General features: G+C 50.2%; 21 protein-coding genes and 4 pseudogenes. 10 read left to right on the top strand and 15 right to left on the bottom strand.

Going from position 1 to position 25,918, the window contains the following annotated elements:
- Positions 1-514: 514 nt before the first annotated feature.
- Both ACESYO_RS08435 and ACESYO_RS08430 read right to left on the bottom strand, forming a co-directional pair.
- Positions 515-3,445, bottom strand: a complete 2,931-nt coding sequence (locus tag ACESYO_RS08435; RefSeq protein WP_373209770.1) for a TOTE conflict system archaeo-eukaryotic primase domain-containing protein — start codon at positions 3,443-3,445, stop codon at positions 515-517.
- A 25-nt stretch (positions 3,446-3,470) separates the two neighbouring features.
- Positions 3,471-4,775, bottom strand: coding sequence for an RNA-binding domain-containing protein (locus ACESYO_RS08430; protein ID WP_058966210.1), 1,305 nt, complete (start codon positions 4,773-4,775; stop codon positions 3,471-3,473).
- Positions 4,776-5,488: 713 nt separating this feature from the next.
- On the opposite strand from ACESYO_RS08430, the gene ACESYO_RS08425 reads away from it, so the two are divergent.
- Positions 5,489-6,430, top strand: coding sequence for a hypothetical protein (locus tag ACESYO_RS08425; protein WP_373209769.1), 942 nt, complete (start codon positions 5,489-5,491; stop codon positions 6,428-6,430).
- A 264-nt stretch (positions 6,431-6,694) separates the two neighbouring features.
- Here the strand turns inward: ACESYO_RS08425 and ACESYO_RS08420 are convergent, their stop codons facing one another.
- The 3 genes from ACESYO_RS08420 to ACESYO_RS08410 form a co-directional block, all read right to left on the bottom strand.
- Entirely contained in the window at positions 6,695-7,219 is a 525-nt protein-coding gene (locus tag ACESYO_RS08420; RefSeq protein ID WP_373209768.1) for a sensor histidine kinase, read from the bottom strand.
- Between the two features lie 282 nt (positions 7,220-7,501).
- Positions 7,502-8,692: a hypothetical protein gene (locus ACESYO_RS08415; protein WP_058966216.1), complete on the bottom strand. Its 1,191-nt coding sequence runs from the start codon at positions 8,690-8,692 to the stop codon at positions 7,502-7,504.
- Between the two features lie 23 nt (positions 8,693-8,715).
- Positions 8,716-9,126: a hypothetical protein gene (locus tag ACESYO_RS08410; protein WP_289600353.1), complete on the bottom strand. Its 411-nt coding sequence runs from the start codon at positions 9,124-9,126 to the stop codon at positions 8,716-8,718.
- 535 nt (positions 9,127-9,661) lie between these two features.
- Between ACESYO_RS08410 and ACESYO_RS08405 the strand changes: the two genes are divergently transcribed.
- The 7 genes from ACESYO_RS08405 (at position 9,662) to ACESYO_RS08375 (ending at position 14,485) form a co-directional block, all read left to right on the top strand.
- Entirely contained in the window at positions 9,662-10,237 is a 576-nt protein-coding gene (locus tag ACESYO_RS08405) for a hypothetical protein (protein WP_087182781.1), read from the top strand.
- 81 nt (positions 10,238-10,318) lie between these two features.
- Positions 10,319-11,056, top strand: a complete 738-nt coding sequence (locus tag ACESYO_RS08400; protein WP_373211240.1) for a hypothetical protein — start codon at positions 10,319-10,321, stop codon at positions 11,054-11,056.
- Between the two features lie 57 nt (positions 11,057-11,113).
- Entirely contained in the window at positions 11,114-11,611 is a 498-nt protein-coding gene (locus ACESYO_RS08395; RefSeq protein ID WP_058966224.1) for a flavodoxin family protein, read from the top strand.
- On the top strand, positions 11,608-12,360 hold the full coding sequence (locus ACESYO_RS08390) for a hypothetical protein (protein WP_373209766.1): 753 nt from the start codon (positions 11,608-11,610) through the stop codon (positions 12,358-12,360). The genes ACESYO_RS08395 and ACESYO_RS08390 overlap by 4 nt, the downstream gene beginning before the upstream one ends.
- A gap of 9 nt (positions 12,361-12,369) precedes the next feature.
- A complete protein-coding gene (locus tag ACESYO_RS08385) occupies positions 12,370-12,912 on the top strand; it encodes a flavodoxin domain-containing protein (RefSeq protein WP_058966228.1) in 543 nt (180 codons plus the stop codon).
- A 138-nt stretch (positions 12,913-13,050) separates the two neighbouring features.
- Positions 13,051-14,226: a hypothetical protein gene (locus ACESYO_RS08380; RefSeq protein ID WP_373209765.1), complete on the top strand. Its 1,176-nt coding sequence runs from the start codon at positions 13,051-13,053 to the stop codon at positions 14,224-14,226.
- Positions 14,227-14,284: 58 nt separating this feature from the next.
- Positions 14,285-14,485 carry a hypothetical protein gene (locus tag ACESYO_RS08375; RefSeq protein ID WP_087182776.1) on the top strand — a complete coding sequence of 67 codons (201 nt, stop codon included), beginning with the start codon at positions 14,285-14,287 and terminating at the stop codon, positions 14,483-14,485.
- Between the two features lie 142 nt (positions 14,486-14,627).
- Here the strand turns inward: ACESYO_RS08375 and ACESYO_RS08370 are convergent.
- From ACESYO_RS08370 to ACESYO_RS08350, 5 genes and pseudogenes are all read right to left on the bottom strand, one after another.
- A pseudogene (locus ACESYO_RS08370) lies at positions 14,628-14,912 on the bottom strand (toxic anion resistance protein); the annotation flags it as partial.
- Between the two features lie 774 nt (positions 14,913-15,686).
- Positions 15,687-15,896, bottom strand: a pseudogene (gene tnpA / locus ACESYO_RS16450) (IS66 family insertion sequence element accessory protein TnpA); the annotation flags it as partial.
- A gap of 226 nt (positions 15,897-16,122) precedes the next feature.
- Complete coding sequence (locus tag ACESYO_RS08360) at positions 16,123-16,962, bottom strand: nucleotidyl transferase AbiEii/AbiGii toxin family protein (RefSeq protein ID WP_373209764.1); 840 nt, start codon at positions 16,960-16,962, stop codon at positions 16,123-16,125.
- A gap of 1 nt (position 16,963) precedes the next feature.
- Positions 16,964-17,548, bottom strand: coding sequence for a type IV toxin-antitoxin system AbiEi family antitoxin domain-containing protein (locus tag ACESYO_RS08355; RefSeq protein ID WP_058966244.1), 585 nt, complete (start codon positions 17,546-17,548; stop codon positions 16,964-16,966).
- A gap of 118 nt (positions 17,549-17,666) precedes the next feature.
- On the bottom strand, positions 17,667-17,831 hold the full coding sequence (locus ACESYO_RS08350) for a hypothetical protein (protein ID WP_164496677.1): 165 nt from the start codon (positions 17,829-17,831) through the stop codon (positions 17,667-17,669).
- Between the two features lie 580 nt (positions 17,832-18,411).
- Between ACESYO_RS08350 and ACESYO_RS08345 the strand changes: the two genes are divergently transcribed.
- Positions 18,412-19,089 (top strand): Mu transposase domain-containing protein, encoded by a 678-nt coding sequence (locus ACESYO_RS08345; RefSeq protein WP_373209763.1) that lies wholly within the window; start codon positions 18,412-18,414, stop codon positions 19,087-19,089.
- Positions 19,089-19,568: pseudogene (locus tag ACESYO_RS08340) on the top strand (ATP-binding protein); the annotation flags it as partial. The gene ACESYO_RS08345 and the pseudogene ACESYO_RS08340, both read left to right, overlap by 1 nt.
- Before the next feature lie 59 nt (positions 19,569-19,627).
- Here ACESYO_RS08340 and ACESYO_RS08335 read toward each other — a convergent pair.
- The 5 genes and pseudogenes from ACESYO_RS08335 to ACESYO_RS08315 all read right to left on the bottom strand — a co-directional run bounded on the left by ACESYO_RS08335 (position 19,628) and on the right by ACESYO_RS08315 (position 25,668).
- The gene (locus ACESYO_RS08335) at positions 19,628-20,677 is read right to left on the bottom strand and encodes a hypothetical protein (protein ID WP_373209808.1); all 1,050 of its coding nucleotides are present in this window, start codon (positions 20,675-20,677) and stop codon (positions 19,628-19,630) included.
- Positions 20,674-21,186 (bottom strand): annotated as a pseudogene (locus ACESYO_RS08330) (phosphoglucosamine mutase); the annotation flags it as partial. The gene ACESYO_RS08335 and the pseudogene ACESYO_RS08330, both read right to left, overlap by 4 nt.
- Positions 21,137-21,445 (bottom strand): glycosyltransferase, encoded by a 309-nt coding sequence (locus tag ACESYO_RS08325; RefSeq protein WP_373209807.1) that lies wholly within the window; start codon positions 21,443-21,445, stop codon positions 21,137-21,139. The pseudogene ACESYO_RS08330 and the gene ACESYO_RS08325, both read right to left, overlap by 50 nt.
- Positions 21,446-21,941: 496 nt before the next feature.
- On the bottom strand, positions 21,942-23,306 hold the full coding sequence (locus tag ACESYO_RS08320; RefSeq protein WP_373209762.1) for a sugar transferase: 1,365 nt from the start codon (positions 23,304-23,306) through the stop codon (positions 21,942-21,944).
- Between the two features lie 55 nt (positions 23,307-23,361).
- Positions 23,362-25,668, bottom strand: coding sequence for a Helicase associated domain protein (locus ACESYO_RS08315; protein ID WP_443983741.1), 2,307 nt, complete (start codon positions 25,666-25,668; stop codon positions 23,362-23,364).
- Positions 25,669-25,918 lie beyond the last annotated feature (250 nt).

Here is a 25,918-nt window from a genome sequence, read left to right as displayed (position 1 = left end):
ACTCGTCATTTAATCATTCTGGACTCCGGTTTTTATCCAGTAAGTTCTCCGACTCTGCCCTGATTCTTTGCCAAGTCAGAAGTTCTGCTGATGTAAAATTGCTCTGAATCATGACAGAAAAATCTTGCTTTTGAACTTTCCAGAACAGTACATCTACCATGCTGGAAATGAAATAAAGTTACTGTTGTCCTGCACCGCATCACAGCTTCGCTGTTTGCAGTTATACGCATTCAACTTGGCCGCCATGGTATCAATTATATCTTTCCACCAGCAGTCCCTCATGCCGAATATAATTCAAGAGAATACGTCCAGGCAGTTCTACAACTCCATATCTGGGTGTTGCGTAATTGATAGCACACCTGCTTCGGGCCTGTATTCCCAGACATTCGAACCCCATACGCTGGATCAAGCACTGACAGGCAGGGTTAAAGAGCATTGAAAAGCAGCGGTTTTTCTCTGCCCTTTTCCTCCATTTCTTATAATCCCAAATACGGAAACATCTCGAAGACGACCCCTACATAGAAACATCTTCCATGACAAGTTGTTCGCTTTCTGCATGACCGCAAAGTGCCAGAAATTCACCGGCAATATCCGAATTTGTGAACCGGAGTACATCCGTATCTTTTCTGCCAAACGCAAGAAAATCCACTCCTCCATACCACACAACGCTTTCATCAACGACGGCATACCGCTGATTGAGCGCCTTGTGCGTATGAACCACAATGTCCGCCAGTTCCAGCATCTTGATCGTTTCACGCACGCTTTCCTGATTTGAGAGTTCTCTGCCATCTAACGTTCTGGTATGGATTACAATTTCGACACCGGAAGCGACCGCCTTCTGCAAAGAGGGAAGCAATTTCACGATTCTTTCTTTTTGCAGATAAGGACTGACGATAACCACGCTGCGGATGGCATCATCCAAGTCCTGCTCAAAAGGAAGCATAGATGAGTGTCCATCATAAATCACACTGACAGACTGATCCGCTGCACCGAATTTGACCTGATATCCAAGTTCCGCATAACCTTTCAGGCGTTTATGATACATCCGCTCCAGAGTCGGAACATGGATATCCACATAATCGTAGATACGAACTTCCTGCTTTCCTTCATAATTTCTGTGGAGACGTCCGGCATACTGTGCCAATGTACCTTTCCACGATATGGGCATAGCCAGGAGCAGGGTGTCCAGCCGCGGGGCGTCAAAGCCTTCTCCAATATATTTTCCGGTAGCAACGACTACCACGTCCTCACCGTCAGGCACATTCTGCAATGCCGTCAGCTTTTCACGCTTATCCTTTTGCTTGTCACTGCCAATGAGCAGGAAAACATGTTTTACCTTGCCTGACAGATGACCGGCAAGCAGTACAGCGTGGTCTTTCCGTTCCGTCAGGAGAATTGGGGTGCGCCCCTCCTGAACCAACTTTAACGTGTCTGACACCAACAGTGCATTCCGGTTGTGATTTTCAATCACACCGGCGTACATATCCTGAATCCCGTTGGCATTCGGCAGTCTTAGACGTGTGAATCTGGGAATGACCATATGGGAGAATCTTCGCTTTTCCGCCTGACTTTTGGCATCCACCAAATACCGGACGGGGCCGCACTGCATAAAGATGATGGGATGATGACCGTCCTTGCGGACAGGGGTGGCAGACAATCCGTAAACATATTTGGCTTCCACTGCTTTCAGCACGGTTTCGAAGGTGAATGCGGCCACATGATGGCACTCATCCACAATGACCATTCCGTACTCTGTCACAAAAGACTTTACGGACTTTTCTCCTCCCTCAAGCAGAGACTGCATGGTGGCAATATCGACGATCCCACTGCGGGTATTCTTTCCGCTGCCAATTTGGCCAATGAGGTGCTGTTTTTTCTTCCTGCCCCGCTTTTTGGGCGGTTCCGGCAGAACTTCATGGATATTCAGAAATTGTTCCAGCGAGGATTTCCACTGTTCCAACAATGCACTGGACTGCACTAATACCAGGGTATTGACTTTGCGCTGTCCAATCAAATAGGCGCCAATTACGGTTTTCCCAAACGCAGTCGTTGCAGACAGAACACCCATGTCTGCATCCAGCAACGCTCTGGCGGCAGGTTCCTGTTCTGGGCGCAGCACTCCATTAAATTCCACATCAATGGAATGTCCCAGTGATCTGTGATCTTCCAGAACAACAGGGACTTCATATTGATTCAATGACCCCAGAAGTTCATCTATACAACCACGGGGAAGAGCGATGTATTCCTCGTCCTCATAGCCGCAGTCCAGAACACGAGGAATGCCATAAACGGAAATACGCATGGCTTGTTTGGAGCGAAATTCCGGATTTGGAAACGCCGCAAGCCGTTTGAGCGTATTCAACGCTCCTTGAGAGAAGCCCTTTTTCTCAATGTAAATCAAATTAGAACGATGCAGGTTTACCTGCAACGGAAAATCTCTGCGCGTCAGTTTTGTCTGGGTTCGCTTGCGTTTCCAGGGCACTTGCTTCTCCTCAGCATCCGCCAATTCTCCCATGTCCCCATGATAACACAGTTTCCTTAAAACTTCTTCCAACTGTTCCGGCGTGATTTTCGGCAAGGAGGACAGAAATGCCCACTGATCAGGATAAGGCTCAAAGCGGTCATCCACAAACAGAGAATTTCCGTCTTTCTGCGCCTGTCCTTGAAATGGCAAGGCAATCAAATTCCCGAAACCGCCCTTCGGAACAAGATCCTGAGACGGGAACAAACGATCATAGGATGAAAAGGATAGTTCATGCCGGCCCGACATTGTCCGAGTCAGCAAACCGCTCCCCAAGCGCCTGGCATCGGCGGCGGAAACAGGCTCCGAAAAGAAAAACCAGACATGGGCGCCATTTCCGGAACGAGAGCGTTCCACTGCCGGTACAAGTCCCGCATCATTGCAGGATTTACAAAATGCAGTCACATCAAGTTTCCAGTTTTCTTCATCAAAATCCGCAGCCAACAGCCAGGTTTTGTTGTCCTCCAGCATTGGATAGATCGCCGCCACATCTCTGCACAAAGCATCACGGCCCATCAAATGCGCCTTGACTACATCGGCCGTGAGCGGCCGAAACTCGCGATTGGGACATTCTGCGCACCTGTATTTCTTCTTATCACACAGGCCATGCACCCATTCGTTTTTACAGACAGGGGTGTAACCGGTTTTTCCGGTGGTCGTGCTGTGATACCGGCGTGCATATACATCTTCCCGCCCTTTGAAAACAGAGAGGAAATACTGAATTTTTTCTCGTGAGGAGCTATGTGCGTGAACTGGGGCAGACTGTACATCCGTTCGCGCACAGCTGCGCCACAACGGCTCGGAGCAAACCGCCCTTTTGCCGTTTTCATCTTCACAGAGAAGCAGCGCCTGCTCTCCATCCAGAGACGGGACAATTTCAAGAAGTGTATACTCCCGTCCACTGATAATCGCTTTTCGATTCATACACAGCCCCTTTCTACACCAGCAGTTACTTCCGTCTATACTTTGTTTTCCTGCCGTTTCCGATCTGATAAATGAGCCCCTCCGCCACCATTCGTTTCAGAATCCGGTTGGCTGTAGCCTGGCTTACCTCCAGCAGCTGATCCACATCACTGCGCACGATATGACCATGTGAACCAATGAAATCCAGAATCTGTTGCTCTTCGCTTTTGAGCGTACCAACCAGTGTCACTGTATGATTTGCGCTGGCGTTCCTGTTTGGCAGCGTGATTTTGAATGCGTTGCTCGACACCTCGATTTTGGGCTTCAACTCCTTCTCCGTGTAGGCGTTTATGATTTTAGGCATACCTGTGCCGTATGCCTCAATCAGCTGCAGACGATAAAATACGGCTGCCAGTTTGGGATTTCGGCAAACAGAGAGTCCCAGCATAATGTCGTCAAGTGCAATGCCAGTTGGCAGCCCACCCACAGAGACAAATTCAATTCTGTCCGCATATACACTGACAAGGGTGCTTGCACGGAAAGAATAGTCTCTGTGAACCAGTGAGTTTAACATCGCTTCCCTCAGTGCATCTTCCGGATAATCCCGTGTATCGATTCGGTATAGCCCATCAAACGTTGCCTTTGTCTGGTTACGCAGATCGAGATAGCTGTATAGCTCCTCCATTTGCTGAAACAGCGAACCGTCAAATTCTCTTCTATCCTGAAAACTTCCTTTATCTTCCCCCGAGAAAGTCGCCGCCTTGATGGTGCCGGGACACTGATCGGACAGGAGGAGTGCTACATTGGAGTAAATACCATCTGCAGAAATCATCCCAAGGGTCTGCATTTTTGCAGCATCAAATGGGATATTCTGCTTTTCAAATTGCTTCTTTGCCGCGTCAAAGCTGAGGTTTTGTTCCAGTGAACGCATGGATTCGAAGCTGTCGCCATCAGTTTCTTTAATCATTCTTCGGATCGCAGTATCTGTAGCTGGGTCAGAAGAAGTACCGTTCCTGACATAGACCCCACTGGGTTTCAATCCCTTACTGCCCAGATAATAGGGCCGGTCGGTTCCTTTTTGAATGGTCACGGCAATGATATCTTTGTCGCCGACATGCTGGGTCTCATAGCCCACAAACATTGTCACATCAGGCTTAATAGAATCTCGAATCATATTGTTTAGCTGCAACATGACTTGGTCGGTGTTTTTGATCCCCAAGACAGTTCCGTCATTACTGACGCCAATATATAGCGTGCCACCTTTTGTGTTGGCAAAGGCAACGACTTCTTTGCAGATATCTCCCACAACCTCTGCTTTTAGTTCAACAACTTCACTCTCAACAAATACCATACACCGTGCCTCCTTTTCTTAGTTTTCATTATATTCATACTTGTCATTCTTGTCAAAATATATTCATCTGCCAAGAGCATCGTTCCGTGTTGTCAAAACCCACAGTCCAGAGGATTATTGGGTTTATACGGCGCAGTTTCTGCTCCTCTGTTCTGAGGTGATTGGCCTATCATCGCCCCCTAAAACCGGGCGGAACGTCTTTATAATACACCGAATCCAATCCCATACAAATCCCAAAAAGGCGAAAGGATTCCTTGCACCAAGCAGGGCGAAAAGTGGGAACTGCCGGAGCAGCGAAAAGGTTCAAAGAAGGCGGTAGAAAAATCAGCAAACAATTTTTTAATTCAGCTATGAACCTTATCCAACACATACATCCGCTCTGCCACTTTCTTCTAAACCAGCCCCTTCTCCTCGCGCAGCCGTGCCACAAAGGCCCCGAATTTTTCCTTATCAATTGCAAACACTCCGCTCACCTCGAGAAAATCATACCAGTGATCCGGCTGAGTGGCAACCGAACAACAGTAGAGTCCCCTTTTTTCGCCCGCCTGACAGAAGATTCCCTCCCCATTTCCGGAAAATGCGGAGCAGTTTTCCCTTCTATTGACACCCTGTCTGAATTCCTGTATCGTTTTTATAAAGACGGTTCCAAAATTCCGCACACTTCGTCATCCGGAAGGTACGAAATGCAGTCATGCAGGAAGGGATGTTTGCTCATGAAATGCTATGATGAACAGCTGCGTCAGTTACAGGCCCAATGCGCCCGCAAGAAAAAGCTGGATGCTTCCATAGATGAACTGCGCATCCAGCGCAAAGCCTATGCCGACCGTGCAGATGAGCTTCGAAAGATCCTCTCCAAAGAACAGGCAGATGTGGAACGGCTGGAGGGGCGCAGTCTGGCTGCTTTCTTTTATCAGATGGTTGGCAAAATGGACGAAAAGCTGACCAAAGAGCAGCAGGAAGCCTACGCCGCTCAGGTAAAATACGATGCTGCTGCCCGGGAGCTGGAAGGCATTGAGCAGGATTTGAAACGATGCGAAGACGAGCGAAATTCGCTCTGGGGCTGTGAGGCTCGCTACGATTCCCTTTTGCAGGAAAAAACACTTGCCGTAAAAGCAGCCAGCGGGCCCACTGCGGAAAAGATTCTGCAGCTGGAAGAACGGAACGGCTATCTGGACAGCCAAAAGCGGGAATTGCAGGAAGCCCTGATTGCCGGTAATGCTGCACTGTCCTGCGCGGATCAAATTCTGTCCGAACTGAACAGTGCAGAAGGCTGGGGAACCTGGGATCTGGTTGGCGGCGGACTGCTCGCGGATCTGGCAAAGCACAGCCATCTGGATCAGGCACAGGCTTCTGTGGAAACCCTGCAGTCGCAGCTGCGTCGCTTCAAAACCGAGCTGGCCGATGTGACGATTAATGCTGACATTCAGGTTAGCATTGATGGTTTCCTGCGCGTGGCCGATTACTTCTTTGATGGGATCTTTGCCGACTGGGCCGTACTGGATCAGATTCGCCAGTCCCAGCAGCAGGTGCAGCTCATCCGGAATCAGATTGAAATTGTTCTGAACCATTTACACACATTGATAAACCAGACGGACGCAGAGCTGTCCCGTATTTCTCGGGAAATAGAGCAGCTGGTCGCGGGTATCTCCATGTAAGATTCGTGAGTCGCACCTTTGCCGAGTGAAACTTTCTTCACCGCTCCACTTCGGATCCCGTTCGAGATAAATCCAAAACGGTCTGCATACCAGTGCTCCATGGGCTTTCCGGTACAGTTCTTCCCTGTTCCGCACCGGAAAGCTCCAACCAGGATTATCCGGTTCCAGAATCACAGGAAGGTCGGTTTTCAGTTCTTCCACATAAATAAGAGGGATCCGCTGACAAACAGCAGATCCCTCTTGTTCAATTAACGCATAATTACTTCATTCCCGCATATTCGTTACCGGCAAATTCAATTCCACTTTTGCTCCCTGCGAGGTATTTGAAAGATGAAGAGAACCACCATGCTGTTTTGCAGTCTGTACGGCACAAAACAGGCCCATCCCCAGATGCCCCTCCTGAGGACGGCTGGCATCACTGGTGAAAAAGGGCTGGCCGCCCCTGACGAGGGCCGCAGCTGAAAACCCGGGGCCGGTATCCTCCACCGAAAGTTTCACCTGTTTCTCTTCCAGTAATATATTCAGAACAACTTTGCCACCCGCCGGGGTATAACGCACCGCATTATCCAGAAGATTCATCACTGCCCGATCCAAAGCAGCAGGATATACCCAAAGAGAAATGGGCGGAACCGAAGAACAAACGAATTCCACCTGTTTGGCTCCGCAAAGGCTTTGCCCGGTCTGCTTCCAGCCTTCTGCCAGGTACTCCAGAGAGACCTGTTCTTTCTGTTGTTCCACCATTCCTTCCGGGCTGGTCATGGCTCGGAGTTGTACCAGATACTCCTGCATTCGAACCGCACTGCGAAGAATAGTCTCTACCATTTCCTTCTGGAAACCGATTTGTCAAGGGGAGATTACCCTGGAGTTATACATTTTTCTTTTTTGAGCTTCTGAGCCGTCGCCTTTCACCGCGGCCCTAAAATTTTGCATAAACACAACACAAGATCAGCAGCGTGTAAGCAATCAGAAAAAACTAAACCGCCTGTCCCTATGGCCGAGATAAGGGTCACTAGGACAAGCGGTTTTCTTTGCCTTAAATGATGACTGGTAAGATGTACATATTCCATGACGTTAGTCAGAACGGAAATAAGCCTGGTGGTGTACCATAACATCGTCTAGAATGCCTGAATCATCAAAACCAAGCTTCCAAGAGGCCGGGTCAAGAGGGTCATCAATTTCGTATTTCAAGCTATATCCACCATAGGTTGCCTCAAAGCTATCGTTCGGTTGGCCATACAGTTTTAAGACATCTTCTCTGGTAGACCATCCCAGCATCAACCCACCGGGAAGGCGTAGTTCTGTACCGGAAAAGTCGTAGTTGCCATATATTACATGAATACCTCCCACCGTGCTCTCGGCGACGGGGATCGTGCTTTCGGTGGTGTTGAAGACACAGACGCTGATATCCTGCTCGTGGTCATTGGTCAACGAGACCCATTCCCATTCATAGGACGCATACGGGCCTTCCGCGCCAGCCAGAGAAAGCCCGGCATCCTCCTCGGAAATCACCCACCCATCGTCAAGGAAAGCCGCAAGGGGAACTGGTAATGTATAAACCGTATCATTGATCTGGATTGAAAAACTTTCCCAATCATTCGGGAGTTCAGGGGATGGTGGGTACAATTCTGCCCCTGACGCGTCGAGTTCTGTCATAAATTCGAGCGACATCAAGGTGGAGGTGTGCGGCAGGTAGGTGACTTTCGCAAACAGATTGTAGTCGTTCCCGCCCCACAGCGCGCGCCCTTCCTCGTACCTCTTTTCACTGATTTCAAAGGAATGCCGCTCGCCGGTCATATCTACGCCGCGCAGATAATAGTCGTCCGAACCATAGTCCCCGATCCCTCGCGAATATTCAAATTCCAGCCGCTCCAAATAGGCGGCTTCCGGGCGCTTGAGATAGGGAATGTCCAAAACGAGCGGCCGGACAAGGAAGAAAGCGGCGGCGACGCATAGCAGAATGCCTGCGGTTCTGCCGACCTTTTGCAGGAACGTTGCGTCCGGCCGAATCAGCAGTACGAATAAGACAAGGGCGATGATCACCGCTACCAGCCCTAAACCGCCATGGACAATGACGGCTTGCATAAACCCCGTGATTCCGATGGCAAAGGCATCGGCGCTTGTAAACCATTCCATCACCGCGAGGATGGTGATCGGCAGAAAAAAGATGACGGCAAGGAACAAAATAAACCATTTTAACTCCGCCTTGTTTTTTTCGCCGCCGGGTGTTCTTTCGTCTGTTCGGTTCTCATTTATATTGTTCATTTTCTCTCTTGCTTTTATGAAAATCAGTGTTTCAAACGCTCCAGTACCTCGCAAATCGCGAGCATCCCCTGTTTTTGATCTTTGATTTTGGCGGTGATGCTGTTGTTGACCAGCGACAATTTTATTTTGGTTTTCCCGCTTTTCGCTTTGATGATCCGCTGGGAAGGCAGTAAACCTTTTTGTACTTTCAGTTCGTCAAACTGGTCAAACGGAATGCAGATTTTACCGTAAATATGCGAGATATCAAAAGTTTCCAACACTGCGATAACCAATGTTTTTTCTGTCACGCCAACATAACAATATACATTACTCAAAGCTCCCAGTGCCAACATTTCAGCCGTCCCAGACATCAAGGTCCCCCATGCTTTTCCCTGGTACGTTTCCCCGTCCGGGCAAATACTGGCTAACATTTCATTCATATCTTTCTCATTCATGAACAAAGTCATATAGTTCACCTCGTTGTTTTGTTCATGGGTCAGTGGATCCGATTCCATCTTAGTTATAGCACTTATCTTATTTTACGATGTGAAATCAGGGTAAAATACCCGTAAATATTAGGCGAGAAAGGCACAAGGTTACCCAATAATTTGGCTACGACGAGATTCTGGAAGATGTGATGCTCGCTGAGGAGTGGGAAGGAAGTCCATGAAAATGTCAGAAAGGCTTGTTCCTGATAATGATAGCATTTAATGAAAACTTTTGAATCAGTTCCGGGATCATGCCATAATTTTACGCAATCTTAGCCTGCTCATGATAGATGTCAAACACGAATCACGATATAATTATACTGAATTGTTGTATCTAATGGATGAGGCGTTTTTTATGGGGGCTTTCTTTGACTGGCTGCTGTCAAATTCGAACGGAATCATTACAGTGATCGTCATCCTGGCGGTTGCGATTCCGTCTTTAACCGTAGTCCGCAGGCTGACGAAAGGGCATGTCAGCAAAAATTCCTGCACCGTACAGACCGTGGGATTTATCCGCTCCACCCGGCAGACCGGCCTGTATGTCAACGAAAACCCGCAGCTGCTTTTTGAACTGGACGCCCTGGCGGAGGACGGAACGGTGTTCCAGACCAGCGTGCGGAAAATCATCCCCATAACGGCGATGGCCGGTATGGTTCCCGGCAGGGCGATCCCCATCCGCTATAACCCGGACGACAGAATCCGGGCAGTGTGGGACTACCATCCGGATGAATCGCTGGCGCAGGAACGCGCCGCCCGCTATCTGTGCCAAAAGCACCCGGGCGATCTTTCCTATGAACAGCGGATGGAGCTGTTAAAAAACGGCGTGATGAAAAAGGCGTTGCTGAAAAGCTTCCGGCTGACCGGGAAAGAAGAGGCCGGGGACTATGAGGCAGAAGCGGCCATCCAGCTTGCCGGCGAGGAGCAGAGCGGCCATACATTCGAGCGAACGCTGTATGTACCCAATACGGCTTTGGAATACCTGATTCCCGGGCGGTATGTGGACGTGCGCGTCATCCCGGGCAGGGAAAATCTCTTTGTTTTTGTACTGGATACCTCCGTGGCGTCCGGCATCAGTTAAGAGGAATACGGCGTCCGTTTGATACAGAGAAAGGGGTTGACCGTTTCGTGGAAAACGTATGGAGTCTTTTTTTTCAACTGGATGGCTGAAAATCCGATTCGGGCCACCGTGATCATATCTGCGGTGGTCATTGCGCTGTGTATCCTGCTGGGATTTGTGCTCCCGGCCAGATCCGAAAGGCGGAAAAGGGAGAAGGAGCAGCGCTGGAGGGATGCCCGCACAGTGAAGACCTTGGGTTTTATCCGTTCCGCAAAGCATACGGGACGATGCGTCAATGACAATCCCGAGTTTCGCTTCGTGGTGGACGCACTGGCCGAGGACGGGACTTTTTTTGATACCACCGTGACGGAAATCATCCCGAGGGCGCAGCTTCCCATGTGCGCCGTCGGAGCGCCGCTCTCCATCCGGTATGACCCGGCAGACCGCTCCCATGCCATCGGGGATGATAATCCGGATGCCGATGTGCTGAATGAGCGCATCGCCCGCTACCAGTGCCGAAAACATCCGGGCGAGCTGACCTATGAACAGCGCATGGAGCTTAGCAGAAACAGCGTGGTCAAAAAAGCGCCGCTGGAAAACCTGCGGCTGACCGGGAAAGAGGAAGCCGGGGACTGGGAAGCGGAAGCGACGGTTCGGATCACGGACAATGCGGCGGGAGACACGGTCATGAACCGCACCCTTTATCTAAACGACAAGATGCTTAAGCATATGGTTCCAGGCAAATATATCGACATCAGCGTTGTGCCGGGCAGGGAGGACTTTTTCGGTATCGTAACGGATATCGCTACGAAGGTTGTCCCTGAGAAAAGCGGGTCTTGAACGTCAAGCGGGCGCTCTTTCCTGTCCGGGATAAGTCAAAAAAGAAAGGATTGCGTTTTGAAAACGATCATTCATGATCTTAATAAAGCAGACTTCTCTGCTTTTGAACTTCCAGATGAAAATGTCGTGGTTTTCACTGCGGACGGCCAGTATGCTCCGTGCAGTGGCTGCTTTGCATGCTGGCTGAAAAATACCGGATTCTGTGTGATGGACGACTCCTTGAAACATGCGGGCGCATTGATCGGGCAAAGCGACCCGCTGATCATTATCAGCCGTTTGTGCTACGGCGGCTACAGCCCCGGCGTCAAGGCTGTTTTGGACCGCGCTATTGGAGTATCTCTCCCCTTCTTTACCTGGCGGGGCGGCCAAACCCATCATATAGGGCGCTACCCGCAGCGAAAACTGCTGCGGGTTCTCTTTTACGGAGATTCTACGGAATCGGAACGGCAGACTGCCACAGAGCTTGCCGAGCGTAACCGGCTCAACCTTGGATACAAAACAGCGGAAACGCTGTTTTTCCAAAATCCTGCACAGATCAGGGGAGCAATATCATGAAGCTGCTGATCTTCAATGCAAGCCCCAAAAAGAGAGGCGGCGCTTCTCAATTTTTCTCCGGTATCCTCCGGCTGTTTCTTCCCGGCCTTGTCAAAAAAACGGTTCCTCTGCGGAGCCGGAAAGACTTTGACCATGCGCTTTCCCAGTTGGGCAGCGCGGACGCCGTATGTATCTCTTTCCCGCTTTATGTGGATGGATTGCCCTCTCATTTAGCAGAGTTCCTATCGCTGGCAGAAGAATATTGTAAAGCCCGTTCTCTTCGGTTCCGCCTGTACGCCATTGCCAACAACGGCTTTATAGAGGGACAGCAAAACCGTACTGCACTGCGGATACTGGCATCCTGGTGCCTGCATTCCGGCGCTATCTGGAGCGGCGGGATCGGGATTGGCGGAGGCGTCATGCTGCGGGTGCTGGGAATCGTCTATCCTGTTTTGATCGCGCTATCTATCGTACAGATCGCCGTTTCGTTTCTTACGGCAGGAAGCGTACCGCCGGACATGCTTTATACCCTCGCCATTCAGGCGGGAAGCTGGCTGTTTTTCAATTTCGGTGTATTGTTTTGCCTGGCCCGGTTGTCTGCGGCCGTTTACAAGCGCAAAACCGTAAAGAGCCGCTACACCCGTGTGCTGCTTTCATCCTTCCTGTTTGTTCCGATTGCCGATCTGTTTATGATTCTATCCTCTCTGTCTTGCGGCCGGTTCCTGTTCGCACTTTTAAAACAGGACGATTGTTCTCGTAATAAGGGGTAAGGTGATTGCATGAAGTCTGTCATTTTATACGGAAGCAGGTACGGAAGCGCCCGCCGGTATGCGCAGGAGCTGTCAAAGCAAACAGATATCCCTGCTGTCAGCTATCAAGAAGCACCGCCGCTTTCCAAACTGGAAACGATCGTGTATATCGGCGCGCTGTATGCCGGAGGCGTTCTGGGATTGACAAAGACGCTGCGAAGGCAGTCATTCGGAGAGCATCAAAGGCTGGTGATCGTTACGGTCGGGCTGGCTGATCCGGATATACCGCAAAATCGGGAGAATATCCGGAACTCCCTGCAAAAACAGATTCCCGCCCAGCTATATGGCAGAGCAGCGGTTTTCCATCTGCGAGGCGCCATTGATTATCAGGCGCTATCTCTGGGACACCGAACCATGATGGCGCTACTGCACCGATCTCTGCAAAAGAAACCGGCGGAAGAATGGAGCGAAGAAGACAAGGCGTTAATGGAAACCTACGGCAAGCAGGCAGATTTTGTCGATTTCGCTTCCCTGCGGCCGATTATCAATGAGATGCAGAGGGAAAGCAGGTAAGAAAAATTATTTGAATGCATAGCTTAGCCAGTTTGGCTTTCTCTGCTGCGAGGGATTCTATGTAGGTGCCACGAGCGCATTATTTTACGCTCTCTTATCAATCGGGTGCTTTCACGCGTATCGGAAAGGAAATGGTTTATGGCTGAAAAGCGAACTGTCCGCTTTGTAAAATGGCTGATTAAGGTTGTGATATCCTACGTAGTGTTTATCGGGACCGGCTGGCTTCTCGGGCGGATCCCCGCTCAAAAAATTGGCCTTTCCGAGGATATGTTTTTCGATCTGCGGATGTTTTTCATGCTGTTCGGCCCCATTTATCTCTCTCTGATCGTAAAAATTGTTTTGACAATTCTGGCCGCAATAAAGCATAAAGAAAAAGATACCGCCGAACAAAACAGGGGCGTTCTGCTTGCCGTCACTGCCATATTGATGCTTGCAAATCTGTCCAATGCCCAGACCGCAGCGGATCTGAGCAGCGGACTCATCGAAAGCAAAGGGCTGAAAAGCCTAAACAGGAGCAAACGGTACAATCTGAAAGGCAAGCGGTTTTTAAATATTTTCCTTCCCATCGCCTTTTATATGCTGATCCTGGAGATATTGACGCTGCTGGTCTGCATCGTCACCTTCGCACCGTTATCCAACGCGGCAAGCAACGCTTTTATTTTTACCATCGCCCTGACCGCTTTGCTCCTGCTGTTGATCCCACTCATTCTCACTTTTATCTCCGGGTTTAAGGGAGACAAGGCGGAACATGAAAGAAAGCGGGACAAGGAACGGCAGGCCGCAGTTGTGTCCGGCAACCTGGTCCTAGAAACCGATCCCATTCGCCGCAAACAGTATCTGCGGCTGCCGAAGCTGCTTGTGCTGGCGGTTTGCCCGGGCTCGTTCCTGCTTTCTTTTCTCGTGCTGTATTTCACCAAGAACCATCAGGACCAGTTGGCGGTCTTGATGCTGCGTCAGCCGTTTATGGCTCTGGCGGCCGCCTCGATCTTCGCTGTGATCCCGCTTCTGATGTACTGGGCAAACTGCTCAGGGACGTCTTTGGTTCAGCGCGTATATCTCTCGGAAAACCGGCTGTGCTATACCGGTCATAGCGGCAGCATGGACGAGCGGGTGGAATTTGCCTTTGTGCTGCTCCGGCTGAAAGAGTATTCTGTGGGAAGACGATCCATCTGTATCCGGGGAATATTTACCCGGAAGACAAAGGACGCCTACGGTACGCATCAGAAAAATGCCTTTTCCAAGACGCTCTGGATTCCCCGCACCTTTCCAGTGGAGCAGGAACGGATCCTGCTGGATTTTTTAAGAAAAGCGTAGCCGTAAAATGATTTGCGCTCACACACTCCAAAAAAGATAACAAATAGGAGGCTTCAGAATGTATAAGACGATTGTTGTAAAATACTCTCCTAAAGCAAAGGAAATGGCTGCAAGAATCGAAGATGTAGCCAATCAAATGGAACAGGAAGGATTTGAACTGGTTTCTTGTTCTATTACACCTTCTTCCAAGGGGATTCTGGTTTTTAGACAGATAAAGGCTCCCCAACCGACCGAAGTTTGTGAACACGAAAAAGGATAAAATAAAAATTCCACCCAATTTACGCTGCTTATCTGTGAATAAGCTTATCCTGCTACACACACAGCAAAAACATAAAATTCCTTTTCAGGTTGTGCTGAGCAGTCAGTTTTGCAACCTGAAAGGGATTTTGCCATTTTGTCTATTACTGCTGCGCAGCTTCAAGTAGCGCCTTTTTAAGCTGCCGCTCGATCCTCAGGAGGTCCGCTTCCGCACTCTGGCGGGCAGCGCGGCCCTCCTGCCGGTGCAGTCTCAGAGCGATCTTGATCTGGCTTTCCCACAGTGGAACGGTGCTGAGAGCCGCCATTTGGATTTTATCTGCCGGCATTTTATCGTTGCTCTGGATCAACCGGATCTGCGGCGCAGTCTGGATGGCGACGTTTTTGCTCAGCTTTAGGTCGTGAATTTTCTCTTCAAAGCGGTTCACGGCGTCTACAAAATCTCATACCACCTGGGCGCTCATAGGATCGTCCTCGTCCGACGCCTCGGCATGAAGCTTCGGCAGGTTGGAAGCTTTATCCAGTATATCATCGCCTCCGGATGAAGGACAGCAGGACTGCAAGAATCCCAACAAGAAGGATGCCGGCCGAGAGACCCATGAGGATACCGGAGGTGAAATTCTGGGACGGAGATCCGCCCGCCGCCCTGGAAACAATCCCCAAAACAATACCGAGCAGGATCAGCAGTACGCCGATACATCGTTTCCGGCTGCTCCTGAGCTTTTACCTTATCCGTGCGATGGTCTCCTGAAAAGAACGATTTTCCTTCATATCGCTAACAACCTGTGCTATACTTGGTGCAAAGCCATTACCATTTTGCTCTTTCATCGCTTTTCCTTTCCGCTGGGTTGTTGGCACTTTCCAGTGTACAGGATTTAAAAGAGCATCGGTAGTGGCTTTATCTTTTCCGACTAGGTGTGGCTGCGAACTCCCGACACTTGAAGGTTAGTTTCGCCCGACCCGAATAATGGTAAACACATCCGCTAAGACTTCTCCCTCAGAGCTGAGAATGAAGCAATCGTGTTTATCCTTTGAGACATCAACACCAACAGAAACGACCATACCAGGCCGGCCAGATAGCCGGCCGGTGTATCCTTGGGAAGACGAATGCGGATATTGCCCGTTCGGATCTCGATGCTTTCTTCGCAAACCACCGGCGCGGCCTTTTCCAGAGCCGTCTCTGTGCTCCGATGGGAAGATTGTTCCGGCAGTTCCACCTGCACCGGCACGATCTCCTGCGGCGCCAAAAGTTCTCCGGCCAATTCATCCCGAAGCCGTTTTTGCCACCGCATGAAGGTGGAATAGCCAATGCCGTTCTCTGCGCACCACTCCCGCTTGCTTTTTCCGCTGTGCGTACACTCCTGCACAAGCTGCAGGCACCGCTGCTTTTTCAGATTTACATATTCCTTGCCCATTTTATTGCTCCTTTGTGAGACTTTTGAGACTTCTGAGATTTTTGCGACTTCTTAGACTTTTGAGACCTCTTTTCTCATTTGTCCCATTTCCTCCTATTGTCCCACATCCTTTCAGCCTTCGGTAGCCGGGGGATTATGGAGCGGTTACGTTTTCTCCACCCAAGGCTAAAAATTGGCATAAAAAATACCCCGTCAGATTTCTCTGACGAGGTAAGATAGGTTCAGACTATTGAATCATGCCCAGCAAGGACTTTGTGCTCTCCATGATGTCCTCGTAGCTGATTGTGGCAGCGTATGGATATTTATTCTGGTAGGACTTCCACAACGCATGCAGTTGCTCATCGTTCTCAACGGCTGCAATAATCTGCGGTGCGTCCGTTCTCAAATTTTCTGTACTCCGCTTTTTGCAAGTGGCATCAAACGCTCTTCCTAAAACTTCTGCATTGATTTCCTGTTCATAGATAGCAAGCAGCGTTCTGATATCGTAGAAATCCCTCATGCGTGTGTTCAGGAGACCTCTTGCAAGAACCGTCTGAAGCTTTTCCGCAAGGATGGTTTCGAGGTTGTATGACCATAGACTGATTGACCGGTCATCCAGCAGCAACTTATATTGATACTCAACTGCCCTAGGCGTAATCACGTCGCCAGTCGAAATATCAATTTTCATTGGAGTAATGAGCTTCCCCATTACGGCGTTCATAGTGAACCGAACACCCGGATACTCCATTTCGTCCATAATGTTGGAAACTTCTTTGATCTCGAATGTCACACCGTCTCCGAGGTCAATATTCTTGATTTCATTTACAATTCGAAGTGCATCCTCCGCAGAAAGATTTTGATTCTTGAGACTGGTATCAATGTCCATCGTAGATCGGAGTGCTACGCCGACCATCGCAGTCACAAGCATTCCACCCTTGATGATGAAATTGTCCTTGTACTGCGAAACCGCAACTCGTTCCAAGAATCGTTCCATCATGTAGATTCGCATCAGTGTTCTTGCATCGGCTTTGTTCTTTTGGGTGACACTTTTAATTCGCCCCTTTACCTGATCTGGTGTAAGCTGCATTTTACAATAGTACTCCCATATATCTTCGGATCACATTATCAACACGAAACAACTTCGCATATTTCATCAATCGGTTCAGATCTTTATCTTTTCTCGACACATACGCTTTAAGAACCGAATTGAACTCCTGTGCCTCAATGGAATTACGGCTTCGCATCAAATCGCAGATTGTTCTTTCCAAATCGTACATCGGGATTTCATTACCACAATTGTCTTTGACCATGATTTTTCCGACATCCAAAAGTTCCTTCTTCACCGTGTAAGCTTTACAACTTCCATCGGCTGTCAATCTGTGCGAATTGTAGCCACTATAAATGGTAAACGTATGCACAAGTGGCTCTCTGTCCGTCAGATCATAATAGTAAAATGCTTCGTCATGCGAAAAAACAGCATTGGGGCATCTCTGATGCAGCACATACAATTCGTCCGGCCAGTTTTCACTCGCGGAATAGATTCCACGGCCAACCTGCTCTAATCCATTTTCACGAACATATTTATAGAATTTGAATTTTGATACTCCAGATTTTCCTGCAATGCGCGGCGTCAAGTAGTCATGGCTTTGAATCAGTCTTGTCATCTCATTCATAGAACCACCAACCTTTCGTGCTTATATTGTAAGTGAAATAAGCACGAAAGTCAAGTAAAATTCAACGACCGTGCTTATTTCGTTTCTAATATATGCACGGTCGTTGAGTGCGACGCTGTTAAAATTTGTCAAAGTCAGCCTGCGAAGCCAGTTCTCGATAGGGATACTCGTCGTTCTGCCGCTCTGTGAACATGTCGTTGACCAACCCGATGGTCAGCAAGTCGAGGTCGGCGATGCTGATACCGAGCTGCACACAGCGCAGCATGAAGAGCGGGGTGGTCATTACCCGCTCACTTTTGCGAGGTTTTTTCTTGCCTCTACCTCCGTCTGCACGTTCAGGCCCCACAGTTCGATCAACTGGGGCAAAATCTGGTAGATGGAGAAGGTTGCAAAAATCGCCACCCCAGCCCCATCTGCACGCAGTTTTAGCACCACCTTGCCGGAGTTTTAGCCCCACTTTCACGCACTGAAGCCCCAAAGCCTTATAATTGGTTTAGCACAGCCAAGCTGTGACTAAATCAATTGGAGGTTTCGTAATGACAAATTATCGGGAGATCTTGCGGTTAAGCAGTCTTCAGTACAGCCAGCGAACCATTGAATCAATGGCACACTGTTCCAGACATACGGTGCGAGATGTACTGCAGGCAGCAAAGAAACAAGGCATATCCTGGCCCCTCTCCGACGATGTCGCCAATGCCGATCTGGAACAGCTTCTCTTTCCGAACAGGCACAAAGCATCCAGTCAATATGCTGAGCCCGACTATCCGTACATCCACCGCGAACTGGCACGGTCGGGCGTGACCCTGACGCTGCTATGGGAAGAATACTGCGCGAAGTGTCAGGAGGCGGGCCAAAAGCCGTACATGAGTACTCAGTTTGGCGAACGGTACCGCCGCAGTGCCTATCTGGAAGAAGAGAAGCCCTACATGCTGCCGCTGCCGGTCAGTGCGTTTGAACTGGCCGTCTGGTCGGTTTCCAAGGTCGCCAACGACTATCTTGTTACGGATGGCAGGAACAAGTATTCTGTTCCCTATAACTTGATGATTGGCGAGCGCGTGGACATCCGCGTGACTAAAACAACGGTAGAGGTATTCTACCACGGCAGCCGTGTAGCCAGCCACCGCCGGCTGCAGACCCGGCAGCGTGATCCGCTGGTGAAGCGCGAGCATATGCCGCCGGAGCACCAGAAATATCTCACCTACAACGCTGACGAGTTCAGCCGCTGGGCGATGTCGGTCGGTCCTATGACCGAGAAGGTAGCCGAACACTTCCTGAAGTCCGGTAAGGCCGCCGAGCAGGGCTACAAGGCCTGCGCTGGTCTGACCAAACTGGAACAGCGGTACGGCAAACAGCGGCTGGAGGCAGCCTGCGGCAAAACTCTGGCGTACAGCACCACGCCCTCGCTGCGCACCATTGCCAGCATTCTGAAAAATGACCTGGACAAGCCGGACAAGGCCGAGAGCCAACTGTCGCAGTCCAAAGCCAATAGCTACGGCATTATCCGCGGCGCGGCCTACTTCCGGAAGGGAGGTGACCGCTGATGCTGAACCAGGCAACGATGGATATGCTCACGGCAATGAAGATGACCGCTATGGCAGCGGAGTTCGCCAACCAGTTGAAAGACCCCACGTTCAATGAACTGGGCTTCGAGGAGCGCCTGGGCTTGCTGGTAAATGCGGAATGGAACCGACGCCAGAGCAACAAACTGAACAGATTTATCCGCAACGCGCGCTTCGCCGTGCCGTCTGCCACTGTAGAAGGCATTGAATACCACGAGGACCGAAAGCTGGACAAGGCACAGATGCTGCGGTTTGCCACCTGCCAGTACATTGACGAAGGCCACCACATTATCCTCAAGGGAGCCTCTGGCAACGGCAAGACTTACATCGCCTGTGCCCTGGGCAATGCCGCCTGCCGCCGTTTCAAGAAGGTGCAGTACATCCGTATGCCAGAGCTGCTGGACGAACTGAGCATTGCCCGCAGTGGTGGAACACTGAAAAAGGTGCTTGAATCGTACAAGAAGAAAGACCTGCTGATTCTGGACGAATGGCTGATTCGTCCGCTGTCCCCGCAAGAATCCTATGATACTACGCTTAGACTCTTCGGAAGAACAATCATCAGCAAGCAGACCACACAGCCAAAAACAACTACCATGCATGGGAAGCCATTCAGAAGGTTGTCCACACACAGCATAATGTTGCCATTTCCGTCAAGCAGAAGGTTCACCTTGCCACTGCGTTTGATGCCGTACTGGCCTTTAGACAATGCTTTTGGATTACCATCCGCATCAAAATACATATCCGTATCTGCTGTGCCATCTCTATGATAGGTACGTTTGAGGATGGTATAGCCTGCATTGGTGGGGGCGGGGTTTCCATCTGCGTCAAGATATGTGATCTGGCCAATGTATCCTTGCTCGTTGCGCTGGTATAACTCGCCATACTGACCAAGCAAAGACCTCGCTGGGTTCCCTTCTGTATCAAAATACTGCTCACCGACAACAATACCATCAATATCGCACTGATAAGTCACACCTGCACAACCAGATGAACTACACATCGCACAACCATTTTTATCAAGAAATGTCAAGCTGATGTTCCGCCCCGCAATACTATACTCGCGATGAATCCCATAGTATCCACCTAAACACGGCACTTGCTGTCCGTCCAAATCATAGTAAAAATCATCCGAAGGTTTGCCATCAACCAGCGTTCTGACAATAATAGCATATCCGTCACTGCGTTTTATTGGATTTTCCTCTGCGTCAAGATATGTTATTACCGTACTCGTTTCGTTGTATTCATACGATACTCCACAGTAATGACCATTCCTTGTCACAGGGTCTCCGTTTGCATCAAGATATCTTTCCTCTACAACTCGGCCGTTTTCATCCTGCATTCTACACACAGTCGCATAACCCATATCAATGGCATCTGTGATCAATCCTTCAGGATTTACATAGCTCGTTCTGGTCATGCCTCCATCTAAGGTTTCTCGGATAGTCAGCTCTGAGGAAATACATCCCGCATCGTGGTCTACATCAGCATCTGGAAGCATCGCAAAGATGGAAAGAAAAACCACCAATGCTGCCAACAAAATACCGTTTCCTCGTTTCAGGTTTGCACTCAAACTCCGTAGCCTCTGCTCTTGATAGTCTCCACGACCTGAGAGACATATTTCTGGCAGGTGTCGTGGTCGGGAGCTTCGACCATCACACGCACAACAGGCTCCGTACCAGATTCACGGACGAGGATACGGCCAGTGTCACCCAGTGCCTCAGCCACAGTCTTGACGGCTGCCTGCACTGCCTCGTCATCCTGCGCAGCCTTCTTGTCGGTGACGCGAACGTTTTCCAACACCTGCGGGTAGATTTTCAGCGGCTCAGCCAGCTTGCTCATGGGCAGCTTCTTGGCCAGCATGACTTCCATCATCTTCAGACTGGTCAGAATTCCGTCGCCGGTGCTTGCGTACTTAGAGAAGATGATGTGGCCGCTCTGCTCGCCGCCGATACGGCAGCCGTTCTTAGCCATATACTCGTAGACGTATTTGTCGCCCACAGCAGTCTTTGCGTAGCCAATGCCTTGCTCATCAAAAGCCTTGTACAGGCCGAAGTTGGACATAAGCGATGTCATCGCTGTCCATCCGAGCGACCAGCTCATTTTTGCAATGCTTGATTCCCTCGTTCAGTGCATTGCCAAGTCCACCGTTCTTTGCGAGTCGAACAACATTCAGAGATTCACCCATCTCCTGTTGCTTCGCTGCGATTATGCTATCCAGTGGTCCGTTCAATGGTCCATCACATACCAATACGAAATCGTTTGTGGAGAGCGTCTGCGCTTGTATGCTCTCTATTGCCTGCTTCAGATACTCCGGTTTCTCTTTGTGATAAACCGACATAAGAACGGAGTATCCTTTGTATCCCACAACACTCATAGTCCCTCTCCGCATATCAAAGATTACAGCCCAGACTCAATCTCAAAGAGTCTGAGCCGTTTATTCCTTATAAAGCTCTACTAATCGTCCTCAGCAGTGTGATCCACACGCTGCTGCTATGTCTTGTACCGTTGCAGTGGGCCTCCGCTATGCTCTATCCTGCCTTTCCATAGCACTATCAAAGCCCTTGTCTTTATTCCTGATGACACCATCATCTCGCCATAGGAATCCATGTATTTATGCCAGAAATCACTCATATCACTACGGGAGTCCTTGCGTTTATTCCCGATAGCACCATACCTTTTCACTGGGAGTCCTCGTATTTGTGCCTGATAGCAACTCCATGACCGGGTTAAAAGTTTCGATGATATTGTCATCGAAACCCCTTGTTTATTCCTGACCGCACATTCCGGGAAAATGTCAATTTTTAGGCTCAGAAAGCGGTTGAAAAGCTCGATATTTAGTCGTTTTCTCCACTCATTGCAGTGGTTTGACCCTCGGAAACTCCCTCGGTGCTTTCAGGCATAAACAGGATGCGCACCGTGGCGAACATGATTTTTAGATCCTCCACGAAGCTGGGGTTGGAAATGTACATCAGATCCATTTGCAGCTTGTCATAGGGAGTGGTGTTATATTTGCCGTATACCTGGGCGTAGCCCGTCAGGCCCGCTTTCGCCTGTAATCGCAGTGCGAACTCGGGGAGTTCTTCATAATACTGCTCCGCAATCTCCGGCCGCTCCGGGCGGGGGCCTACGATAGACATTTGACCCTTGAAGATGTTAATGAGCTGAGGCAGCTCGTCCAGACGACATTTTCGGATAAACTTTCCGATCGGAGTGATTCGATCATCGTTATCACCGGTAGAAAGCCGGGCCACGCCATCCTTCTCCGCATCCACCCGCATGCTGCGGAATTTCAACACATTGAAAGTCTTACCGTCTTTGGTCAGGCGGCACTGCTTATAAAAGGCCGGGCCACCATCGGTAGCCTTGATAGCAAGTCCTACCGCAACCATAATGGGAGAGAGCAGCACCAGCGCCAGACCGGACACAAACAGATCAAATACTCTCTTGATGAACAGATATTCCGGGTTAGGATTGTACCGGCCTACCCGCAGCATGGGCAGATGGAACATGTGAATCCGCTCGGCACCGCTCATAATCACGTCGCCAATGCGGGGAATCACATAAACCTGCACGCCCTTTGCCACACACTGCTTCAGGATGATATTGCGCTCATGGGAATGTACTCCGCACAGGAACACCACTTCAACGCCATCCAGAATGCCCAGCTCTTCCTGCAATGCGGTGTTCACGTCAGCGGTAGCGGTCACATAGAAGCGCTTCTCCAGACCGTACTCTTGAATCAGTTGCTCCAAGCCTTCACGCATGTCATAGATTACTGCGGTTTTCTGGGCCTTATATCGACCGAAGTACCACTGGTGGGCCAGTGTGCACCACAGACCGGCCAGCGCCACCTGCACCGCGAACACGCCCAGCATAGGCAGCACCGGCGGGAAATGCTTGGTGAGCAACCAGGTGACCACGTACATGATGCCGTCCGCGATCAGGGCGGACAGAGCCTGCGACATGAGCATCTCAGAAATGCGGCTCAGTGTGAGTCGGAATCCCTCGTAGATGCGCCCGTATGTAACATACAAAACAAAGAACAGGGCAATCACCAGCCAGTTACCCTTCTGAAAATAGGGTTCGGCCAGACTGTCTGCATACACCAGGTACCAGCACACTCCGAATGGAATGGTAAGCAAAACCGCATCCAGCAGTTTGACTGCTCTCAGCGCTGTATTGTGTTTCAATGTTTTCATTGTCTTAACTTTCTCTCCCTTGAATATCTCTTCTCCATCGCTGTTGTTTTGCGTTTCAAATTCCCAAGCGCTGTAATTTTTCACGTTTCTCCTCGGACAACGATTTCTTCGCTCCGGGCTGGAGAGCTCTCCTCTGCTCATAAATCCAGCGGCCCAGCCAGATGCCATCACTGGTTTTGTATTTCGCAGGGATATCCAGATTCCCATGCTCTTCCAGATACTCCTGTGCCAGCTCATAGCGGTGCTGCCAAGGATCCTCTTTTTGCCAGACCATTCCGATACGTTCCAGCAAATCAATCCGATCCTGTGACAAGGATTTTCTGTTTTTCTCCGGATACAGATAGATGTATCGCTGGCGGGCAATCCATTTCCCCAATGGGATGCCGTCACTGGTCTTGTACATCGCCGGAACGTCCAGATCTCCATGGGTTTTAAAATAGCGTTCTGCAGCTTCGTACCCTTGCATCCACTGATTGTCGTTGCAGTTGCCCCAGTACATACCAATCTCATCCAGGCGTTTAATCTGCTCTGGCGTCGGCGGTTTTCGATTGAATTCGCCTTTTCTTGCCTGCCGCAAAGCTCTGATCCAAGCACCCAATGCAAAACCACTCGGCGTTTTGTAATCGAAAGGGACCAGAAGATTCCCGTTAGTTTTGTAATATTCCAGCGCCTCACAGTAATTCTTTTCCCATCGAACACTGCTTGCATCCCATACCATTCCAATGGAGTCCAACCGTGCAATCCGGTCTTCATCCAGAAGCTCACTTTGTTCCCCATTGAGCCGTCGCTGACGCAGATTGCAGATCCAGCTTCCAAGTTGAAATCCGTCCGGAGCTTTATAGCGGGCCGGAACAAGCAAGTCGTCAAACTCTTCGTAGTAGGCTTTGGCGTGCTCAAACCCGTTTTCCCAGGCACTTTCCAAGCGGTTCTCCCAGATCATCCCGATGCTGTTCAGCTTTTCAATCTGACTTTCACTCAAGGAACCGGCACGGTTGCCTGCGTACACAGATCGCTGTACACTGATCCAGCTCCCCAGAGAGAGCCCCTCTGCCGTTTTATATTTTTTCGGCACCTTTAAATCGCCGTGTTCCGCTACGTACTCTCTGGCCGCTGTGAAGTACTGTTCCCAGGTTCCGCTCAGGCTGTTGCGCAGTGTCTCAAACAGAACGCGACAGTCCTGTACCTGCTCCACCACCTGGAAGCGTTCCGTGACGATTTTGTCGCCTTCACCCACTGCGTACATGTGCTGCACGGCGGTGGCCATCTCTTCCTTGAGAGTGTCGATGCTGCACAGTCCCTCGAAGTTATTCACCACATCCAGAATCAACGGCACTGCACTGTCGCCAGCGGTCAGGGCACGGCCGATCTGCTGCTTGTAGATGATCGGGCTGATGGTGGGCCGGAACAAGATTACTCCTGAGATTCCATCCACATGCACACCCTCATTGAGCATGTCAATGCAGAAGAGCAGCTTCAGTGCGCTGCTGGAGTCCACCTTGAATTCCGCAAACGCCTTACTGGTGCCCGGGTCTTCAGAATAGGCCATGTAAAAATGGATGTCCGGATTCACACCGGCAAACCAGCTGCGTGACTGCTCCATCATCTCGCGCATGTGTTCCATGCCGGAGCAGAACACGATGTATTTGCCGCTTTTGCTCGTCATGTGGCGAGCAAACACCTGCTCCAGACCGTCTGCCTGCTCCAGCGCCCGGCGCAGGGCATCTAGGTATTTCTGGTTCACATCCCGCAGCGCAGCCGGCCGCATGGTGCGCACCTGTTTCTGGTACCGTTCCAGCTCATTCTGGTATTTGAACACGGTGGTCACATACTTCGGAGCAGGCAAAATTCCCCGGACGATCGCCTCACCCAGGGAAAGTTCACTTGCGATATGGCCTTCGAACAACTCTTCTGCCATATCGCGCATATTATCCAGATATCTTACGTTGGTTGCGGAAAGGCCCAGCAGCTTTGCGTCGGGGTTGGCTGCAATGGTACGCTGTACCGCATTGCCCCACTGCTCTGCACCGCACCGGTGGAACTCATCCAGAATGATGTAATCCGCATTCACAGCCAGCTCTTCCTCGCTGAGGAGCAGCAGCTTGGCGTAGGTGCGGAAGGTTACATTGGACAGCTTGTCCGGCCCGCCGCAGCGTGCCAGACTTTCCAGCTGAGTGGCATAAATATACTCGCTGGGACCAAGCCAAAGGATTTGTTTTTCCGCCTGGTCCAGAGCGAGTTGAAATGCAATGAAGCTTTTTCCGGTTCCGGTGGGGTGGACGATGGCTGCTTTGCCTGCCTGTTCCAGCATGGCAACGGCGGAAAGATATGCCTTCTGGTTGTGTTCAAACAATTTCACCGCCACATGCATCGCCTCCCTCTCCGCGGTTTACAACGTAAGAAGCATTCTGTATCGAAATTTTAGATAAAAGATTAATGCATTTAGAACAGGGTACACAAGATTGTTTTAATCATAACCTATTTTGCAGCTTTTTTCAATGCTATTCGCTGCTTCTCGAGAGAATTCAGTCATTTGTCTGCATTCTGCGGCGCCCAGCGGCAGCTGGTGCGGTGGCCAGCGGCAGCTAAGCGCCGCTAACGGCAGCCCCGTTTAG

Source organism: Allofournierella massiliensis, from assembly GCF_964241245.1.
Classification (GTDB): Bacteria; Bacillota; Clostridia; order Oscillospirales; family Ruminococcaceae; genus Allofournierella; species Allofournierella massiliensis.
Note: the sequence above shows the minus strand (reverse complement) of the source record. Positions and strands in the feature narration are given on the sequence as shown.

What these genes read in the sequence shown, in the direction of transcription:
- ACESYO_RS08380 (WP_373209765.1), top strand. Translation starts at nt 13,051, where the DNA reads ATGGCTGAAAAGCGAACTGTCCGCTTTGTAAAATGGCTGATTAAGGTT.
- ACESYO_RS08345 (WP_373209763.1), top strand. Translation starts at nt 18,412, where the DNA reads ATGAGTACTCAGTTTGGCGAACGGTACCGCCGCAGTGCCTATCTGGAA.
- ACESYO_RS08360 (WP_373209764.1), bottom strand. Translation starts at nt 16,962, where the DNA reads ATGCAGCTTACACCAGATCAGGTAAAGGGGCGAATTAAAAGTGTCACC.
- ACESYO_RS08415 (WP_058966216.1), bottom strand. Translation starts at nt 8,692, where the DNA reads ATGAACAATATAAATGAGAACCGAACAGACGAAAGAACACCCGGCGGC.
- ACESYO_RS08385 (WP_058966228.1), top strand. Translation starts at nt 12,370, where the DNA reads ATGAAGTCTGTCATTTTATACGGAAGCAGGTACGGAAGCGCCCGCCGG.
- ACESYO_RS08350 (WP_164496677.1), bottom strand. Translation starts at nt 17,831, where the DNA reads ATGACCACCCCGCTCTTCATGCTGCGCTGTGTGCAGCTCGGTATCAGC.
- ACESYO_RS08430 (WP_058966210.1), bottom strand. Translation starts at nt 4,775, where the DNA reads ATGGTATTTGTTGAGAGTGAAGTTGTTGAACTAAAAGCAGAGGTTGTG.
- ACESYO_RS08390 (WP_373209766.1), top strand. Translation starts at nt 11,608, where the DNA reads ATGAAGCTGCTGATCTTCAATGCAAGCCCCAAAAAGAGAGGCGGCGCT.
- ACESYO_RS08420 (WP_373209768.1), bottom strand. Translation starts at nt 7,219, where the DNA reads ATGCAGGAGTATCTGGTACAACTCCGAGCCATGACCAGCCCGGAAGGA.
- ACESYO_RS08355 (WP_058966244.1), bottom strand. Translation starts at nt 17,548, where the DNA reads ATGAATGAGATGACAAGACTGATTCAAAGCCATGACTACTTGACGCCG.
- ACESYO_RS08410 (WP_289600353.1), bottom strand. Translation starts at nt 9,126, where the DNA reads ATGAATGAGAAAGATATGAATGAAATGTTAGCCAGTATTTGCCCGGAC.
- ACESYO_RS08400 (WP_373211240.1), top strand. Translation starts at nt 10,319, where the DNA reads ATGGCTGAAAATCCGATTCGGGCCACCGTGATCATATCTGCGGTGGTC.
- ACESYO_RS08425 (WP_373209769.1), top strand. Translation starts at nt 5,489, where the DNA reads ATGAAATGCTATGATGAACAGCTGCGTCAGTTACAGGCCCAATGCGCC.
- ACESYO_RS08320 (WP_373209762.1), bottom strand. Translation starts at nt 23,306, where the DNA reads ATGAAAACATTGAAACACAATACAGCGCTGAGAGCAGTCAAACTGCTG.
- ACESYO_RS08325 (WP_373209807.1), bottom strand. Translation starts at nt 21,445, where the DNA reads ATGTCGGTTTATCACAAAGAGAAACCGGAGTATCTGAAGCAGGCAATA.
- ACESYO_RS08375 (WP_087182776.1), top strand. Translation starts at nt 14,285, where the DNA reads ATGTATAAGACGATTGTTGTAAAATACTCTCCTAAAGCAAAGGAAATG.
- ACESYO_RS08435 (WP_373209770.1), bottom strand. Translation starts at nt 3,445, where the DNA reads ATGAATCGAAAAGCGATTATCAGTGGACGGGAGTATACACTTCTTGAA.